The following is a 16,603-nucleotide window of genomic DNA, read 5'->3' as shown; positions in this document are numbered from 1 at the left end:
GCCTCCCCGTGGGGCAGGCGGGCTCCTCAGGGCGCGAAGTCTACAGCTCCGCCCTCCCAGGACAGCGACGGCCCCCGGTCCATCTCGGACCGGGGGCCGTTCTCGTGTGTACGCCCGTCGCGCCCGGGCTCAGACCACCGTCAGCGGCAGCATCGGGCGGCCCTCCGCGGGGGTGTTGATCTGGATCTCCGTGCCCATGCTGGGGCAGACCCCGCAGTCGTAGCAGGGGTTCCAGCGGCAGTCGTCGACCTCCAGCGACTCCTCGCCGTGCAGGGAGTCCTGCCAGTCCTGCCACAGCCAGTCCCGGTCGAGCCCGGCGTCGAGGTGGTCCCAGGGCAGGACCTCGTCCTCGTCGCGCTCGCGGGTGGTGAACCAGTCCAGGTCCACCGCCTGGCCGGCCAGCGCGGCCTCGGCGGCCTTCTCCCAGCGTTCATACGAGAAGTGCTCGCTCCAGCCGTCGAAGCGCCCGCCGGCGTTCCAGACCTCCTCGATGACCGCCGCGACCCGGCGGTCCCCGCGCGAGAGCAGGCCCTCGATGATGGAGGGGCGTCCCTCGTGGTACCGCAGGCCCACGGACTTGCCGTACTTGCGGTCGCCGCGCAGGGCGTCGCGCAGCTTGCGCAGGCGGGAGTCCACGTCCTGGTACGGGGTCTGGCCCGCCCACTGGAACGGGGTCTGGGGCTTGGGCACGAACCCGCCGATGGAGACGGTGCAGCGGATGTCCTTGCGCCCGGTGACCTCGCGCCCGGTCCGGATCACCTCCGTGGCCAGGCCGGCGATGGCCAGGACGTCCTCGTCCTCCTCGGTGGGCAGCCCGCACATGAAGTACAGCTTGACCTGGCGCCACCCCGCCTCGAACGCGGCGGTGACGGTACGGATGAGGTCGGCCTCGGTGACCATCTTGTTGATGACCCGGCGCATGCGCTCGCTGCCGCCCTCGGGCGCGAAGGTCAGGCCGGAACGCCGCCCGTTGCGGGTGAGCTCGTTGGCCAGGTCGATGTTGAAGGCGTCCACGCGGGTGGAGGGCAGCGACAGGCCCGTGTTGGTGCCCTCGTAGCGGTCGGCGAGCCCCTTGGCGATACCGCCGATCTCGCTGTGGTCGGCGCTGGAGAGCGAGAGCAGACCGACCTCCTGGAACCCGGAGTTCTTCACGCCCTCCTGGACCATCTCGGTCACGGTCTCCTTGTTGCGCTCGCGCACCGGGCGGGTGATCATCCCGGCCTGGCAGAACCGGCACCCGCGCGTGCAGCCGCGGAAGATCTCCACGCTGTAGCGCTCGTGCACCGACTCGGCCGTGGGCACGATGGGCTTCTTCGGGTACGGCCACTTGTCGAGGTCCATGACGGTGTGCTTCTGCACGACCGGCGGCACCCCGGGACGGTTCGGGGTGTAGGCGGCGATGCGGCCGTCCTCGTGGTACTCCACGTCGTAGAAGCGCGGGACGTAGACCCCGCCGGTCTCGGCCAGGCGCAGCAGCAGGCCGTCGCGGCCGCCGGGCTCGCCCTCCTCCTTGAACTCGCGCACGATCTCGTTGATGGCGAGGCTGATCTCCTCACCGTCGCCCAGGACCGCCGCGTCGAGGAACGGGGCGATGGGTTCGGGGTTGAAGGCGGAGTGCCCACCGGCCAGCACGACGGGGTGCTCGTCCGTGCGCCCCTCGGCGTAGCGGGGGATCCCGGCCAGATCGAGGGCGGTGAGCAGGTTCGTGTAGCCCATCTCGCTGGCGAAGCTGACCCCGAGGATGTCGAAGGCGCCGACCGGGCGGTGGCCGTCGACGGTGAAGTGGGGGATCCCGTGCTCGCGCATGAGCTCCTCCATGTCCGACCACACCGCGTAGGTGCGTTCGGCCAGGACGCCCTCCTGTTCGTTGAGGACCTCGTAGAGGATCTGCACGCCCTGGTTGGGGACCCCGACCTCGTAGGCGTCCGGGTACATGAGCGCCCAGCGGACCTGCGTCTCATCCCAGTCCTTGACCACGGAGTTGAGCTCACCGCCGACGTACTGGATCGGCTTGCTCACCCGGGACAGAAGAGGCTCCAGGCGCGGGAAGAGGCTTTCGACGGACATGGTGTGTGCCTTCGGTCGGCGGACGTCGTTCAACGGCGGATCACCCAGGCTACCGGCGCAAGGAGGCCCTCCCCGGGGATTTTCCGGGAAGGGCCTCCGCGCGGTGCCGGGTTCCGGGCTACTCGAAGCCGCGGTCCCGGGAGTTGACGCCCAGCACCAGGCCGAGCGCGAGCATGTTGGCCAGGATCGCCGTGCCCCCGTAGGAGACGAACGGCAGCGGGATACCGGTCACCGGCATGACACCCAGGCACATCCCGATGTTGACGAAGGACTGGGACCCGAACCAGGTCGCCACACCGATGCACACCATGCGCGGGTAGGGCAGGTCGCAGGCGCGGGCGATGCGCAGGACCCGCCAGAGCACGATCGCGATCAGGGCGATGATCGCGAAGGCGCCGAGGAACCCGAGCTCCTCCCCCGCCACCGTGAAGACGAAGTCGGTGTGCTGCTCGGGCACGAACCGCCCGTGGGTCTGCTCGCCCTGGAACAACCCGGTGCCCTCGAACCCGCCCGAGCCGACCGCGATGAGGGCCTGGGCGGAGTTGTACCCGGCCCCCTGTGGATCGGCGGCCGGGTCCATCAAGGTCGCCAGGCGTTGCATCTGGTACGGCTCGAGCAGGTCGAAGACCCACACGGCCGCCACCGCCAGGGCCCCGCAGGCGAGCATGCCCGCGACCCAGAAGACGGACGCGCCCGAGAGCACGAGCATCCCGAGGAAGATCGCGCCCAGCACCAGGGCGGTGCCCAGGTCGGGCTGCAGCGCCACCAGGGCCAGCGGTGCGACGACCACGAGCAGGCAGAAGAGCACGTCGCGGCTCATCGGCCTGGTCTCCCCGTCCCGGGGTTCGGCGAGCAGGGTCGCCAGCACCATGATGAGGCCGACCTTCATCAGCTCACTGGGCTGGTACTGGAACCCGGCCACGACGATCCACCCGCGGGAACCGTTGATGACGGCGCCCAGCGGGGTGAGCACGAGGACGAGCCCCACCAGCGTGAACAGGTACACCAGCGGGGCATAGGCGCGCACGGTCCGGTAGTCGATCGAGGCGACCGCCAGCCCCACGACCAGCGCGACACCCATGTGGGCCAGGTGCCGGGTCAGGTGCTCGGTCGACTCCATGGGGTCGCCGCCGTCGCCGGGCAGGGTCGCCGCCCAGACCAGGAGCGCACCCAGGACACACAGGCCCATGACGGCGCAGATCAGGATCCAGTCCAGGCGCCGGGCCCCGCCGGCCGCACTGTTCACCGTCCTGCGCAGTTCGAGGGGCCGCCGGGGCGGCCCTCCCATCTCGTTGAGCATCAGGGCTCCAGCGTCTCGATGGAACCGTCTTCACGGATCGTCGGGAGATCCTCGTGCGGAGTGCCGCCGGGCAGTACCGGGTCACCCTGCTCCACGTCCTCGGAGTCCTCTGAGGACTCGAAGCCGTAGATGCCCTTGTAGATCTCCGCGGCGATGGGCGCGGCGGTCTCACCACCGGTACCGCCCTGGGAGACCAGGACCGCGACCGCGTACTGAGGGTCGTCGGCCGGCGCGTACGAGGCGAACCACGACGAGACGTCGCGCCCCTCGGCGTCGGCGCTACCGGTCTTGCCGGCGACCGAGATCTCGTCCTGCGGGAAGTCGTCGAAGGCGCCCTGACCGGTACCGGACTTGGTCACCTCGGTCAGCGCGTCCTGCAGGTAGTTGAGGGTCTCGTCGTCGGTGGGCAGCTCGTTCTTGACCGTCGGTTCGATCTCCTCGACCTCGGAACCGTCGGCCTCGGCCAGCGCGCGCACCACCCGGGGTTCGTAGACGGTTCCGCCGTTGGCGACGGCGGCGTAGGCGGTGGCGAGCTGGAGCGGGCTGACGAGCACGTCGCCCTGTCCGATCGCGAAGTTGATGGCCTCGTTGGCGCGCCACTCGAAACCCTCGACGCAGTGTTCGTGGGCGAGCTGCTTCATGTAGGCGGCGGCGGACGGGTCGTCGACGTCCGGGTATCCCTTCTCGGCCCGCTCGCAGTTCTCCTCGCGGGTCTCCTCCCAGAAGGTGCGCTTCCAGTCGCGGTCGGGGATGCGGCCGCCGGTCTCGTAGGGCAGGTCGATCCCGGTCGGCGAGCCGAAGCCGAGGTCGCGGGCGGTCTCGGCCATGGTCTCGTCGGGTTCGCCGTCCGGGTGCAGGCCGCCGTCCTTCTGCCACATCTGGTAGCCGAAGTTGTAGAAGACGGTGTTGCAGGAGTCGATGATGGCCTGCCTGAGGCTGACCGAACCCTGCGCCGAACCCTCGAAGTTCTCGTAGCTCTGCCCGGCCAGGCTCACCGAACCGGGGCAGGCGTAGGTCGAACGCAGGGACGCCCCGTCCTCCACGGCCGCGAGCATCGAGGCGATCTTGAACGTGGAACCGGGCGGATAGGTGCCCTGCACGGCGCGGGAGAGCAGCGGTTCGCCCGCCTCCTCGCTGAGGATCTCGTCGAAGGTCTCCTGGTCGACGCCGCCCTCCCAGATGGTCGGGTCGTAGGTCGGCAGACTGGCCATGCCGACGATCCCGCCGTTCTTGACGTCCATGACCACGGCCGCACCGGAGTCGGCGATGTTCTCGGGGCGGGCCTGTTCCATGCCCTGTTCGAGCGCACGCTCGGCGACCTTCTGGATGTTCATGTCCAGGTGGGTGATCAGGTGGCGCCCGGCGACGGGTTCCTCGTCGGAGATGACGTCCATGACCTCGCCGTGGTTGTTCACGCCGAGGGTGCGCAGACCCGAGGTGCCGCGCAGTTCGTTGTCGTAGGTGGCCTCGAGCCCGTCGCGGCCGACCTGGTCGATCCCGGTGAACCGGGAGCGCAGTTCGTCGCGTTCCTCGAGCTCCTCCTCGGTGACGGGCTGGATGTAACCGAGGATCTGTCCGGCGTGGTCCTCGTAGGGGTACTCGCGCAGCGCCTGGGCCTGCGCGGTGATCCCCGGGAAGTCGTCGGAACGCTCCATGATCTGCAGGGCGACGGGGCCCTCGACGTCCTCGGCCAGGGTGACCGGTTGGTACGGCGACCCCGGCCAGCAGGGGCGCTCCACCTCCGGCCCACACAGGCGCATGCGCTGCTGGAGTTCCTCGACGGGCTCGTCCAGGACCTCGGACAGTTCGGTCAGGACGGCCTCGCCGCCGTCGTCCATGCCCTGGAGCTCGTGGTAGTCGGCCGAGACCACCAGCTCGGTGCGGTTGTTGACCATGGCGCGGCCGCTGGAGTCGAGGATCTGCCCCCGGGTGGCGGGCACGACGAGCTCCTGCTGGTGGTTGGCCTCGGCGAGCTCCCTGTAGTAGTCGGCCATGGGCACCTGGAGGTACCACAGGCGTGCGCCCAGGGCCGCGAACAACGAGATCACGACGACCTGGACGAGGATGAGTCCGAGCCGGCCCAGGCGCGGGCCGGGAAGTGTGGGGTCGACCGGTGGTCTGTGCACTGGTCACCACCCCCCTGGTGACATGGGGCCCTGGACCGTCGCGAAGTCGACCTCGGCGAAGGCGTTGCGCACCCAGAGGATCGGCAGGACGACCAACGGGGACACGACCGCGGTCGCGGCCGTGCCGATCCCGACGGTGAGAGCTGCGCCCGGAAGGTCCACTCGCGGGTCGCCGGTGAAGAACCCGATCGCGGCGAAGGTGACCCCCATGGCCAGGGCGGCCAGGAGGGTCACGCCCAGGGCGGTCCAGGCCGAGACCCGGCCGCCGAAGGACCCGGACATCCCGGTGTTGCGGTACAGCAGTGAGATGACGTAGCCGGCCAGGCACAGCAGGAGCGTGTGGGTCCCCATGGTGTGTTCGGCCGGGGGCAGGGCGTCCAGTGCCAGCCCCGCGGCGAACCCGCAGGCGGCGGCCACGGCGGGCCCGGTGGTGAGGGCGACCACGGCGACGGCCCCCACCACCAGGTCGGGCCCGGCGGGCCAGTCGAGCGGGAGCCGGTTGACGACGGCGGCCTGGGCCAGGACGGCCACGGCCACCATCACGAACGTGAGAGCTGCCCTCATCGGTCCTCCTCACGATCGGGCTTGGGCGGCAGCAGCGAGTCGCGCGGGTCGCCGGCCGGACTGTCCACGACCACCCCGACGGTGTCGAGCGAGGCGTGGTCGACCGCCGGTTCGATGGACGCGACCCGGCTGAGCGCACCGGGCGAGACGTGCACCTCTTCGACGGTCCCGATCGGGACGCCGGGCACGAAGGGTGCTCCGTCGTGCGAGCCCAGGGTGACGATGCGGTCCCCGGGTTCGATCTGGGTCTCCATGTCGAAGAGCTCGTAGGTCAGGTCGGCCTCGGGCGCACCGGGGACCTTGCCTCCGCCGGCGACGCCGATCTTGCCGGAGCCCTCCAGCCGCGCCCCGACCGACGAGTTGTGGTCGGTGGTGAGCAGAACGGTGGAGGTACGCGGGCCGGCCTCGGTGACCTTGCCGACCAGGCCCTGGCCGTTGACCACCGTCATGTTCTTCTCGACACCGGACCGAGTGCCGGCGTCGAGCGTCGCCGTGTGCGCGTACCCCTGCGAGGTGACATGGGTGATGGCCCGGGCGGGCACGATCTCGTACTCGCCCAGGCCGGAAAGGTGGAGCAGGTCGTCGAGCTGGTCGGCCCGGTCCTCGTCGAGCGCGGCGGCCTCGAGCTCGGACTCGAGTTCGGCGTTGGCCTCTTCCAGCTCGGCGATGCGGTCGGCGGCCTCCGGGCCCTCCTTGATCCCCTGGTACAGGCCGGTGACCGGGTCGGCGACGTGTCCGACCCCGCCGGCGACGGGGGCGAACGCGAGCTCGGCCCCCGCCCGGGCTGTGCCGGTGACGGGGTCGCTGCCCGGCCGGCCGTCCAGGGCCAGCAGGACCACGGCCGCGGCGACCAGTGCGAGCAGTGTCAGCCGTGACCTCGAAGAATCGCGGAACATGTCACCGCCGCCGTTCCGGGACGAGGACCTGGTGCAGACGCTCGTAGTTCTCCACGCACGTGCCCGAACCCACCGCGACGGAGTCGAGTGCGTTGTCGGCCAGGTGGATGGGCATCCCGGTCTCGTGCAGGAGCCGGTCGCCGAGCCCGCGCAGCAGAGCGCCGCCGCCGGTGACGGCGACGCCGCGGTCCATGATGTCGCCGGAGAGCTCCGGCGGGCACTTGTCGAGGCTGGTTCTGACCGCGTCGATGATGGCGGTGACCGGTTCCTCGATGGCCTGTCGGACGTCGGACTCGGACATGACGACGGTCTTGGGCAGACCGCTGACCAGGTCTCGGCCACGCACCTCGGCGTGCACCTCCTCGGCGGAGGTGGGGTAGGCCGAGCCGATCGCCATCTTGATCTCCTCGGCGGTGCGCTCCCCGATCATCAGGGAGTACTCCTTCTTGACGAAGGTCGCGATGGCCTGGTCGAGTTCGTCGCCGCCCACCCGGATGGACTGGGAGGTGACGATGCCTCCCATGGAGATGACGGCGACCTCGGTGGTGCCGCCGCCGATGTCCACGACCATGTTGCCGGTGGGTTCGTGGACGGGGAGCCCGGCGCCGATCGCGGCGGCCATGGGCTCCTCGATGATGTAGACCCGGCGTGCCCCGGCCTGGTATCCGGCTTCCTTCACGGCACGGTGCTCGACCGAGGTGATGCCGCTGGGAACCGCGACGATGACACGCGGTTTGGCGAAGTGCCGGCGCCGGTGGATCTTCTGGATGAAGTAGCGCAGCATCCGCTCGGTGATCTCGAAGTCGGCGATGACGCCGTCCTTGAGCGGGCGGATGGCGGAGATGTTGGTGGGCGTGCGGCCGATCATCTGCTTGGCCTCGATGCCGACCGCGACGATCTTTCCGGTGGACGTGTTGACCGCGACCACCGAGGGCTCGTTCAGAACGATGCCGCGCCCGCGCACGTAGACGAGCGTGTTGGCGGTTCCAAGGTCCACGGCCATGTCCCGGCCGAGAAAAGCAAGGTTGTTCGGCATGTAACGTCCTCAGAGGCGCCGTGTCGGACGTGGTTGCACGGTGCGACCATACGTAGTCGATCCGGCACGTTGGGTATTGATTCCCACATAGGGTAACGGCCTGCACTTAGCCCGTTACGGAAACACTCCGAATTGTTGCCTCGCCCCTGAAGACACGGCCCGGCGCAGCCCGAGACACGTCGGCCGGGGCGTGGTGGCCACGCCCCGGCCGGGTTCAGGCTTCCACCGCAGGGCGGCGTCGGTGCGGCCCACGGGCCGCACTCCGACCTACAGGTCGGGGAAGAACAGCTTGATCTCGCGCTCGGCGGAGTAGGTGGAGTCCGAGCCGTGCACGATGTTCTGCTGGACCTCCAGCGCGAAGTCACCGCGGACGGTGCCGGGCGCGGCGGTGACCGGGTCGGTCGCCCCGGCCAGGGCCCGGAAGGCCTCGATGGCGCGCTCGCCCTCGACGACCATGGCCACCAGCGGACCACCGGTGATGAACTCGACCAGCGACCCGAAGAACGGGCGCGAGGCGTGCTCCTCGTAGTGGGTCTTGGCCGTGTCGGCGTCCAGGGTGCGCATGTCCATCGCGACGATGTTCAGGCCCTTGCGCTCGATGCGCGAGATGACCTCGCCGACGATGTTGCGGCGGACACCGTCGGGCTTGATGAGAACGAGAGTGCGCTCCACGTGCGTGTCAACTCCTCACTGATGACTCCGCGTGGCGCACGCGGACGGGAACCCGCCCACGGCGTCGTACGCACGCGGAAGAAGGAAGGGATCGGCTGGGTGCCGCAGGCCCGCCGCGACACGGGAGGGGGTGACCACCGCGCCGGTCGGCTTAGAACCCGCGACCGGCGTCAGACTATCGCGTTTCCTGCGACGACGTGCTGGGGACAGGCGGTTCGGCGCCGCCTCACGAACCGGCCTCTGCCGCCTTCATCGCGGCGGCCCGGTCGTCGATCCGCTGACCCATGATCACGCCGACCACCCAGAGCGAGGCGAACACGATCGCGGCCAGCATCATCCCGTCCACCCAGAAGGAGCTGAACAGGACGGCCGCCTGCAGCGCCCAGGCCGCGTAGTGCGCCCAGGTGTGGCGTTGCAGCCCCGCCAGGACCAGCGCGGCCAGGGCCATGCCGCCCCACAGGCCCGCGGCCAGGCCCGGGGCGATCCCTCCGAGGTTGATGGCCACCGGGACGGCCAGGCCGATGACGATGGCCTCGAACACGAGGACGACAGCCGCGACTGTACGCACGGGGTTTCCCTTCGTCTGTTGGGGTGGGGCCGCTATGAGTCGGAATCGCGCTCTTCGGTGGAGCCGCGTTCGTCCGCGGAGCCGCGCAGCAGGTGCACGGCGTCCCCGGAGGTGACCACGGAGCCCGTGACCAGCACACCGGCCCCGCCGAACTCGGCGCCGTCCTCGGCCAGGCCCACGGCCCGGTCGATGGCGTCGTCGAGGCGGGGCGCGGTGTGGACGCGGTCCTCGCCGAAGACCTCCTCGGCGATCTGGGCGAGGCGTTCGGTGTCCAGTGAGCGCGGTGAGGAGTTGCGGGTGACGACGATGTGGTCGAGGAGCGGTTCGAGGGGTTCGAGGATCCCCTCGACGTCCTTGTCGGCCATGACCGCGACCACGCCGACGAGCCGGCTGAAGGAGAAGGCCTCCTCCACGGCCTCGGCGGTGGCGATCATGCCTGCCGGGTTGTGTGCGGCGTCGGCGACGATGGTGGGGCTGGTACGCACCACCTCCAGTCGGCCGGGTGCCTCGGTGCCGGTGAGGGCCTCCCCCACGACCTCCGGGTCCAGGGCCGGGCCGTCGCCGGTGCCCGCCGAGAAGGCCTCGACCGCGGCCACGGCCACGGCGGCGTTGCTCGCCTGGTACTCGCCGAACAGCGGCAGGAAGATCTGCTCGTAGTTGGCGGTGATGCCCTTGATCGCGATCTGCTGCCCGCCGACCGCGACCTCGCGCGCGGCCACACCGAACTCCGGTCCCTCGCGGGCCACGGTCACGCCGATCTCGGCGGCCTGCTCCATGAGGACCTCGGCCACCGGCAGCGGCTGCTGGGCCACCACCGCGATCGAACCCGGCTTGATGATGCCGGCCTTCTCCTCGGCGATGCCCTCGGGGCTGTCGGGCAGGTACTCGGTGTGGTCGACGGCGATCGGGGTCAGCACCGCAACGTCGCCGTCCACGACGTTGGTGGCGTCCCAGCGCCCGCCCATGCCGACCTCGACCACGGCCACGTCCACCGGTGCGTCGGCGAAGACGGCGTAGGACAGGACGGTGAGGATCTCGAAGAACGACAACGGGATGTCGCTCATGGAGTCGGCCATGTCGACGAAGGGACGGATGTCCTCGTAGGCCTCGACGAAGGCCTGCTCGGAGATCGGCTCACCGTCCACGACGATGCGCTCGCGCACGGTGCGCAGGTGCGGGCTCGTGTACCGGCCCACCCGCAGTCCCCGGGCCCGCACGAGCGCGTCGATCATGCGGGCGGTGGAGGTCTTGCCGTTCGTGCCGGTGACGTGGATGACGCGGAAGGAACGCTGCGGGTCACCCAGCAGGTCGAGCAGGGTCCGCACACGTTCCAGGGTCGGGTCGATCTCCGACTCGGGTGCGCGGGACATGATCTCCGCGGTGACCTCGGCGTAGCGCTCGTGGACGCTCGGTTCGGTCATGGCTTCTCGATGCTCGTCGGCGTGTACACGGCCGCCAGTTTACGTGCCGCCACCTGCGGCACCGCCCGGGGCCACGGGTTCGGTGGCCGATCTCGCACCGGTCATACTGGGGGCATGCCGCGACTCGATCCGTTCTTCGCCGAGTGGTCCGCCCGCCGCCCCGGTCAGCGCCGCTCGTTGGACCGTGCCGACGCGCTCCTGCGGGAGCTGGGACTGGACCGTCCCCGTGTGCCCGTCGTGGGGGTGGTCGGGTCGAAGGGCAAGGGCACGACCGCGACCTACGCGTCGGCGGCGCTGTCGGCGGCCGCGATCGGGAACGTGCTGGTGACCGGGCCGAGCTTCCGTTCCTACCGGGAGCGGGTGCGCCACGACGGCACCTCGGTCACCGAGGAGGAGCTGGCCGGCCTGGCCTCGGAGCTGGACCGGGGCCGCCTGTCACTGCCCCCGGTGGAGGAGTTCGGCGGGTACCTGGCGCCCAGCGGGATGTTCCTGATGGCGGGGTTGCTGCACGCCCGCAACACCGGTGCCCGGGTGTGTGTGCTGGAGGCCGGCATGGGCGGCCACCGCGACGAGCTCCGACTCATCGGCCCCGAGGTGGTGGCGATGGGCAAGGTCTTCGGCGAACACCTGGGCGTGCTGGGCGACACGGTCCCCGAGATCGCGCGCGAGAAGGCCGGGGTCGCGGGGGTGCACACGCAGTCGCTGGTGAGCCTGCCCCAGACCTCCGAGGTGGAGGACGCGATCGGCGACGCGCTGGCAGAGGCGACCGGGGACGCGGTACGGGCGGAGACCGTCGACCCGGACACGCAGGACGCCTGGCCCCCGCCGGACCTGCGCCCGCCCGGGCTGTCCGCCGCCTCCGGGGTCCTGGGTGTGGCCGCGGCCGACCGCATGCTGGGGCTGTTGGGCGAGGACCGCGCGCCGGACGGCCTGCTCACGCGGGTCCTGGAGAGCGTGCGGCTCCCGGCCCGCCTCTCCCGCCACCCGGTGCCCGGCCACGCGGGCGAGGTGATCGTGGACTCGGCGATCAACGGCGAGGGGGTGGCGGCCGCGCTCGCGCACGCCCGCGCGGTGTGGGGCGGGGTCGACCACGTGCTGCTGTGCCTGCCCGACCACAAGGACGTCGCCGGGGCCGAGGAGGCCCTGGCCGGACTCCGCGTCACAGCCGTGCGGCTGCCCGAGGCGCACCTGCGCTTCGACCACGCGCTGCCCGACCACTGGTCCCGCATCGACGCCGACGCGGTCACCCCGGGGGCCGTCGCGGCGCTGGGCGACCGGGTGCTGGCGCTGGGCACCGTCTACTTCACCGGGCGGGTGCTGGAGGCCGTGGAGGCACCCACCGACACCCTGTTCGGCCGCGGGTGAGTGCGGCGGGGGCGGGCCCGTGCGGTCCCACCCCCGCCCCCCGGTGTCAGCGTCCGGGCTCGTAGACGGGCTGCGACTGCGGGTTGAACTCGTCGTAGACCACGTCCTCCGCCGGGCGCAGGCGCGGATCGGTGATCTTCAGGACGTCGAGGCCGCGCTCGATGTCGGAGGAGTAGACGTAGCCGTTGTAGTAGTACGCCGACCAGCTGTCGTTGTCCTCGACGTCGGGCTCGACACGGGAGTCGGCGTCGAAGAAGCCGATCTCGCGCGGGTCCTCGGGGTCGTTGAAGTCGATGACCGAGACGCCGCCCTGGTACCAGGACTGCACGAAGAAGTCCTGCCCGGGCACGGGGATCAGCGAGCCGTTGTGCGAGACGCAGACCTGGTCGCCCTGGTGGCGGTCGATCTTGAAGTAGCTCGCGAACTCCATGGCCTCGCCCTCGTTGTCCAGGTCGAGGGTGTAGATGGCGTTGGCGCCGCGCTCCGGTCCGATCTCCTCGGTGCAGGTGGGGGCGCCACCACCGCCGAGCTCGTCGGTGAACAGGACGTTCTTCGCGTCGTTGGTGAACGTGGCCGAGTGCCAGAAGGCGAAGTTCTCGTCCTGGATGACCTCGGTGACCACGGGCTCCGCGGGGTCGCTGATGTCCATGAGGATGCCGTCACCCATGCACGCGCCCGCGGCGATGTCCTCCGAGGGCAGCGCGGTGATGTCGTGGCAGCCCTCGGTGGTCTCGTGCCCGCCGTCGGGGAACAGCACCGGGTCGTCCAGGAGCGCAGCCGAGGCGGGGTCGTCGAGCGGGACCTCGACGATGGAGATCTTGTCGTGCGGCGGTTGGCAGTTCGGGAACTCCTCCGAGGGCCCGTAGGAGGAGACGTAGATGTAATCGGTCTCCCCGTCCTTGCCGGGAACGAGCGTGTTGGTGTGCGAACCGCAGTCGGTACGCACGGCGGAGACGTACTCGGGGTTGGCCTTGTCGGAGATGTCGAAGATGCGCATCCCCTCGAACCCGTCCGGGTCGGTCACCGGCACCTCGGGCGAACCGCACTCCTCGTCGGCGCGCGGGTAGTCGACGGAGTAGTAGAGCAGGTCGCCGCTGACGGTGACGTCGCCCTGCCCGCCGGGGCACACGACCTCGGAGACGATGCTCGGGTCCTCGGGCTCGGAGATGTCGTAGACGACGAAGCCGTCGTAGTTGCCGCCGATGGCGTAGTCGCCGGTGAAGGCCAGGTCCGAGTTGGTGTCGCTGACCGCCTCGGGCTTGTCGATGTGTGCGACGTGTTCGAGGTTGTCGCTGATGATCTCGTCGGCGGGCGGCTCATCGTCGGCGTGGGCGGGGGCCAGCAGGCCGGCCGACAGCAGGGCCGCAGAGGCGGTGGCCAGGGCCGCGCGACCGAGCGCGCGTGGTCGGGGGAAGGGTCTCATGGGGTCCGTCCTGTTCGCGGGGGCGTGTGCGCGGGGACGCACACGTGACGGCGGGGCGCCGCGCGGTGCGCGGCGCCCCGGGGAGTCATGCGGGGGTGCAGGTCACCGCCCGGGCCCGTGCACGGGTTGGGACTGCGGGTTGAACTCGTCGTAGGTGACGTCCTCGGCCGGCCGCAGGCGCGGGTCGTCGAGGTACAGCACGTCCAGCCCGCGGCTCATGTCGGAGGAGTAGACGTGGCCGTTGTAGTAGTACGCCGACCAGCTGCTGCCGTCCTCGATGTCCGGGTCGATGCGGGAGTCGGGGTCGAAGTAGCCGATCTCGCGCGGGTTCTCCGGGTCGTTGAAGTCGATGATCGAGACGCCGCCGGTGTACCAGGACTGCACGAAGTAGTTCTGGCCCTCGACGGGGATCAACGAGCCGTTGTGGGACACGCAGGTCTCGTCGCCCTGGTGGCGGTCGATCTTGAAGTAGCTGGCGAACTCGAGCGCCGGGTCGTCGGCCTCGCCCTCGATCGTGTAGATCGCGTTCGCGCCGTGCTCGGGCCCGATCTCCTCGGTGCAGGTGGGGGCGCCACCGCCGCCGAGCTCGTCGGTGAAGAGCACGGTCCCGGCGTCGTTGGTGAAGGTCGCCGAGTGCCAGAACGCGAAGTTCTCGTCCTGGATCACCTCGGTCACGACCGGCTCGACCGGGTCGCTGATGTCCATGAGGATGCCGTCACCCATGCACGCGCCCGCCGCGATGTCGTCCTCGGGGAAGGCGGTGATGTCGTGGCAGCCCTCGGTGGGGCGCAGGAGGTTCTCCTGGTCCTCGTTGCCGCCGTCCGGGAACAGCACGGGCTCGTTGACCACCTCGGCCGAGGCGGGGTCGTCGAGCGGGACCTCGATGATGGAGATCTTGTCGTGCGGCGGCTGGCAGTTCGGGAACTCCTCGGACGGGGCGTAGGAGGAGACGTAGATGTAGTCGGTCCCGTCCTCGCCCGGCACCAGGGTGTTGGTGTGCGAACCGCAGTCCGTGCGCACGGCGGAGACGTACTCGGGGTTGGCCTTGTCGGAGATGTCGAAGATCCGCATCCCCTCGAAACCGTCCGGGTCGGTCACCGGCACCTCGGGCGAACCGCACTCCTCGTCGGCGAGGGGGTAGTCCACGGAGAAGTAGACGAGGTCGCCGCTGACGGTGACGTCGCCCTGCCCGCCGGGGCACACGACCTCGGAGACGATCTGCGGGTCGTCGGGGCTGGACACGTCGTAGATGACGAAACCGTCGTAGTTGCCGCCGATCACGTAGTCGCCGGTGAAGGCCAGGTCGGAGTTGGTGCTGCTCACCGCCGCCGGCTTGGGCACGTTGGCGATGTGGTCGACGTTGCTGCTCGTCACGTCGTCGGAGGGGGCCTCGTCGGCGTGGGCAGCCGCGGGGCCCACCAGCCCGAGGAAGAGCGTGGCCGCGGCCGCCGTGGCGAGGGCGCCCGCGCCGCGGCGGCGTCCGCGGAGCAGTGGGGGCATGGGAGCTCCAGGTGTACTAGCGGGTCGGGTGGGGGACGGGGGCGAGGCACACGGCTCGCCCCTCCCGCCTTCCCGCGCCGGCTCGTGGGGGCCGGCGCGGGGCGGGGGTCTGCGGGGTCAGCGCCCGGGTCGGTACTCGGGCTGGGACTGCGGGTTGAACTCGTCGTAGGTGACGTCCTCGGCCGGGCGGAGGCGGGGGTCGTCCAGCCGGATCACGTCGAGTCCGCGCTCCATGTCGGAGGAGTAGACGTAGCCGTTGTAGTAGTAGGCCGACCACGACCCGCCGGGCACCAGCTCGTCCTCGTCGATGGGCTCGCGGTCGAACCAGCCGATCTCCTGCGGGTCGGCCGGGTCGTTGAAGTCGATGACCGAGACGCCGCCCTGGTACCAGGCCTGGACGAAGAAGTCCTGCCCGGGAACCGGGATGAGCGAGCCGTTGTGGGCCACGCAGTTCTCGGTGTCGGTCTGTTCGCGGGGGATCTTGTAGTAGCTCGCGAACTCCAGCTCCGGGTCGTCGGCCTCACCGGCGACCGTGTAGAGCGCGTTGGCGCCCTGTGTCTCGTCGTGGGCATCGGTGCAGATAGGGCTGGTACCGCCGCCGAGCTCGTCGGTGAACAGGACCGTGCCGCCATCGTTGGTGAAGGTCGCCGAGTGCCAGAACGCGAAGTTGTCGTCCTGGACCACCTCGGTCACGACGGGTTCGGCCGGGTCGCTGATGTCCATGAGGATGCCGTCGCCCATGCACGCACCGGCGGCGACGTCCTCCTCGGGGTAGGCCGTGATGTCGTGGCACCCGGTGGTGCTCTCGTGGCCGCCGTCGGGGAAGAGCACGGGTTCGCCGGAGACCTCGGCCGAGGCGGGGTCGTCCAGCGGGACCTCGATCACCGAGATCTTGTCGTGCGGCGGCTGACAGTTCGGGAAGTCCTCGGAAGGCGAGTACGAGGACACGTAGATGTAGTCGGTCTCGCCGTCCTTGCCCGGGACCAGGGTGTTGGTGTGTGAACCGCAGTCCGTGGCGACGGCGGTGATGTACTCGGGGTCGGCCTTGTCGGAGATGTCGAAGATCCGCATCCCCTCGAAACCGTCGGGGTCCGTGGTGGGCACCTCCGGCGCGCCGCACTCCTCGTCGGCGCGCGGGTAGTCCACGGAGAAGTACAACAGGTCGCCGCTGACCGACACGTCGCCCTGGCCGCCCGGGCAGACCACCTCGGACACGACCTGGGGGTCCTCGGGCTCGGAGATGTCGTAGACGGTGAACCCGTTGTAGTTGCCGCCGATGGCGTAGTCGCCGGTGAACGCCAGGTCGGAATTCCAGGCGTCCATGGCCTCGGACTTGGGCACGTTGGCCACGTGCGTGAGGTTGGGGCTCGTCTCGGCGTCGCTCTCGAAGGCGGTCTCGTCGGCGCCGGCCGAGGCAGGGCCCAGCACCGAGAGGGCGAGCGCGGTCGCCGCGAGGGTGGCGGCCCCCTTGAGGGCGCCGGAGTGTCGACGTCTGGGGGAACCGGGGGAAGACGCCATGCGTACTCCTGAGTCCGAATGGAGCTAAACAGGAAGAACGTACACAGTTCAACATCAAAATGTATAGGGGGGAACAAAAGAAACCTTGTTCTTAACACGGCGTTCTCATGGGCCGAACGGACAGTCCACTGCGTCCAGGTACAACGG

Annotated in this window: 13 protein-coding genes; 1 reads left to right on the top strand and 12 read right to left on the bottom strand. The window is 70.1% G+C overall.

The genetic code is table 11. From position 1 onward, the window contains the following. Positions 1-129: 129 nt before the first annotated feature. The 9 genes from IDM40_RS07220 to IDM40_RS07180 all read right to left on the bottom strand — a co-directional run bounded on the left by IDM40_RS07220 (position 130) and on the right by IDM40_RS07180 (position 10,650). The gene (locus tag IDM40_RS07220) at positions 130-2,067 is read right to left on the bottom strand and encodes a TIGR03960 family B12-binding radical SAM protein (protein ID WP_193121142.1); all 1,938 of its coding nucleotides are present in this window, start codon (positions 2,065-2,067) and stop codon (positions 130-132) included. A gap of 118 nt (positions 2,068-2,185) precedes the next feature. After that, positions 2,186-3,367 (bottom strand): rod shape-determining protein RodA, encoded by a 1,182-nt coding sequence (rodA, locus tag IDM40_RS07215; RefSeq protein ID WP_193121141.1) that lies wholly within the window; start codon positions 3,365-3,367, stop codon positions 2,186-2,188. After that, positions 3,367-5,493: a penicillin-binding protein 2 gene (mrdA, locus tag IDM40_RS07210; RefSeq protein ID WP_193121140.1), complete on the bottom strand. Its 2,127-nt coding sequence runs from the start codon at positions 5,491-5,493 to the stop codon at positions 3,367-3,369. The genes rodA and mrdA overlap by 1 nt, the downstream gene beginning before the upstream one ends. Before the next feature lie 3 nt (positions 5,494-5,496). Next, a complete protein-coding gene (gene mreD, locus IDM40_RS07205; RefSeq protein ID WP_193121139.1) occupies positions 5,497-6,057 on the bottom strand; it encodes a rod shape-determining protein MreD in 561 nt (186 codons plus the stop codon). Continuing rightward, entirely contained in the window at positions 6,054-6,953 is a 900-nt protein-coding gene (gene mreC / locus IDM40_RS07200; RefSeq protein ID WP_193121138.1) for a rod shape-determining protein MreC, read from the bottom strand. Before mreC ends, mreD begins: the two co-directional genes overlap by 4 nt. Before the next feature lies 1 nt (position 6,954). Then, a complete protein-coding gene (gene mreB / locus IDM40_RS07195) occupies positions 6,955-7,989 on the bottom strand; it encodes a rod shape-determining protein (RefSeq protein WP_193121137.1) in 1,035 nt (344 codons plus the stop codon). 267 nt (positions 7,990-8,256) lie between these two features. Beyond that, a complete protein-coding gene (gene ndk / locus IDM40_RS07190) occupies positions 8,257-8,661 on the bottom strand; it encodes a nucleoside-diphosphate kinase (RefSeq protein WP_193121136.1) in 405 nt (134 codons plus the stop codon). Between the two features lie 226 nt (positions 8,662-8,887). Continuing rightward, a complete protein-coding gene (locus IDM40_RS07185; protein WP_193121135.1) occupies positions 8,888-9,229 on the bottom strand; it encodes a DUF4233 domain-containing protein in 342 nt (113 codons plus the stop codon). A 32-nt stretch (positions 9,230-9,261) separates the two neighbouring features. Next, positions 9,262-10,650: a bifunctional folylpolyglutamate synthase/dihydrofolate synthase gene (locus IDM40_RS07180; protein WP_193121134.1), complete on the bottom strand. Its 1,389-nt coding sequence runs from the start codon at positions 10,648-10,650 to the stop codon at positions 9,262-9,264. A gap of 114 nt (positions 10,651-10,764) precedes the next feature. Between IDM40_RS07180 and IDM40_RS07175 the strand changes: the two genes are divergently transcribed. Next, positions 10,765-12,015 (top strand): folylpolyglutamate synthase/dihydrofolate synthase family protein, encoded by a 1,251-nt coding sequence (locus tag IDM40_RS07175; RefSeq protein WP_193121133.1) that lies wholly within the window; start codon positions 10,765-10,767, stop codon positions 12,013-12,015. Positions 12,016-12,061: 46 nt separating this feature from the next. Here IDM40_RS07175 and IDM40_RS07170 read toward each other — a convergent pair whose 3' ends face one another. The 3 genes from IDM40_RS07170 to IDM40_RS07160 form a co-directional block, all read right to left on the bottom strand. Beyond that, the gene (locus IDM40_RS07170) at positions 12,062-13,438 is read right to left on the bottom strand and encodes an LVIVD repeat-containing protein (RefSeq protein ID WP_193121132.1); all 1,377 of its coding nucleotides are present in this window, start codon (positions 13,436-13,438) and stop codon (positions 12,062-12,064) included. 102 nt (positions 13,439-13,540) lie between these two features. After that, positions 13,541-14,938, bottom strand: a complete 1,398-nt coding sequence (locus tag IDM40_RS07165) for an LVIVD repeat-containing protein (RefSeq protein ID WP_193121131.1) — start codon at positions 14,936-14,938, stop codon at positions 13,541-13,543. Between the two features lie 117 nt (positions 14,939-15,055). Next, entirely contained in the window at positions 15,056-16,456 is a 1,401-nt protein-coding gene (locus IDM40_RS07160; protein ID WP_193121130.1) for an LVIVD repeat-containing protein, read from the bottom strand. Positions 16,457-16,603: the final 147 nt, after the last annotated feature.

The organism is Nocardiopsis coralli (assembly GCF_014892575.1).
Taxonomy (GTDB): Bacteria; Actinomycetota; Actinomycetes; order Streptosporangiales; family Streptosporangiaceae; genus Nocardiopsis; species Nocardiopsis coralli.
Note: the sequence above shows the minus strand (reverse complement) of the source record. Positions and strands in the feature narration are given on the sequence as shown.

Excerpts from the sequence above, each read along its gene's own strand:
- IDM40_RS07170 (WP_193121132.1), bottom strand. The coding sequence starts at position 13,438 with ATGAGACCCTTCCCCCGACCACGCGCGCTCGGTCGCGCGGCCCTGGCC.
- mreC (WP_193121138.1), bottom strand. The coding sequence starts at position 6,953 with ATGTTCCGCGATTCTTCGAGGTCACGGCTGACACTGCTCGCACTGGTC.
- rodA (WP_193121141.1), bottom strand. The coding sequence starts at position 3,367 with ATGCTCAACGAGATGGGAGGGCCGCCCCGGCGGCCCCTCGAACTGCGC.
- IDM40_RS07160 (WP_193121130.1), bottom strand. The coding sequence starts at position 16,456 with ATGGCGTCTTCCCCCGGTTCCCCCAGACGTCGACACTCCGGCGCCCTC.
- mreB (WP_193121137.1), bottom strand. The coding sequence starts at position 7,989 with ATGCCGAACAACCTTGCTTTTCTCGGCCGGGACATGGCCGTGGACCTT.
- IDM40_RS07180 (WP_193121134.1), bottom strand. The coding sequence starts at position 10,650 with ATGACCGAACCGAGCGTCCACGAGCGCTACGCCGAGGTCACCGCGGAG.
- mreD (WP_193121139.1), bottom strand. The coding sequence starts at position 6,057 with ATGAGGGCAGCTCTCACGTTCGTGATGGTGGCCGTGGCCGTCCTGGCC.
- IDM40_RS07175 (WP_193121133.1), top strand. The coding sequence starts at position 10,765 with ATGCCGCGACTCGATCCGTTCTTCGCCGAGTGGTCCGCCCGCCGCCCC.
- IDM40_RS07220 (WP_193121142.1), bottom strand. The coding sequence starts at position 2,067 with ATGTCCGTCGAAAGCCTCTTCCCGCGCCTGGAGCCTCTTCTGTCCCGG.
- IDM40_RS07165 (WP_193121131.1), bottom strand. The coding sequence starts at position 14,938 with ATGCCCCCACTGCTCCGCGGACGCCGCCGCGGCGCGGGCGCCCTCGCC.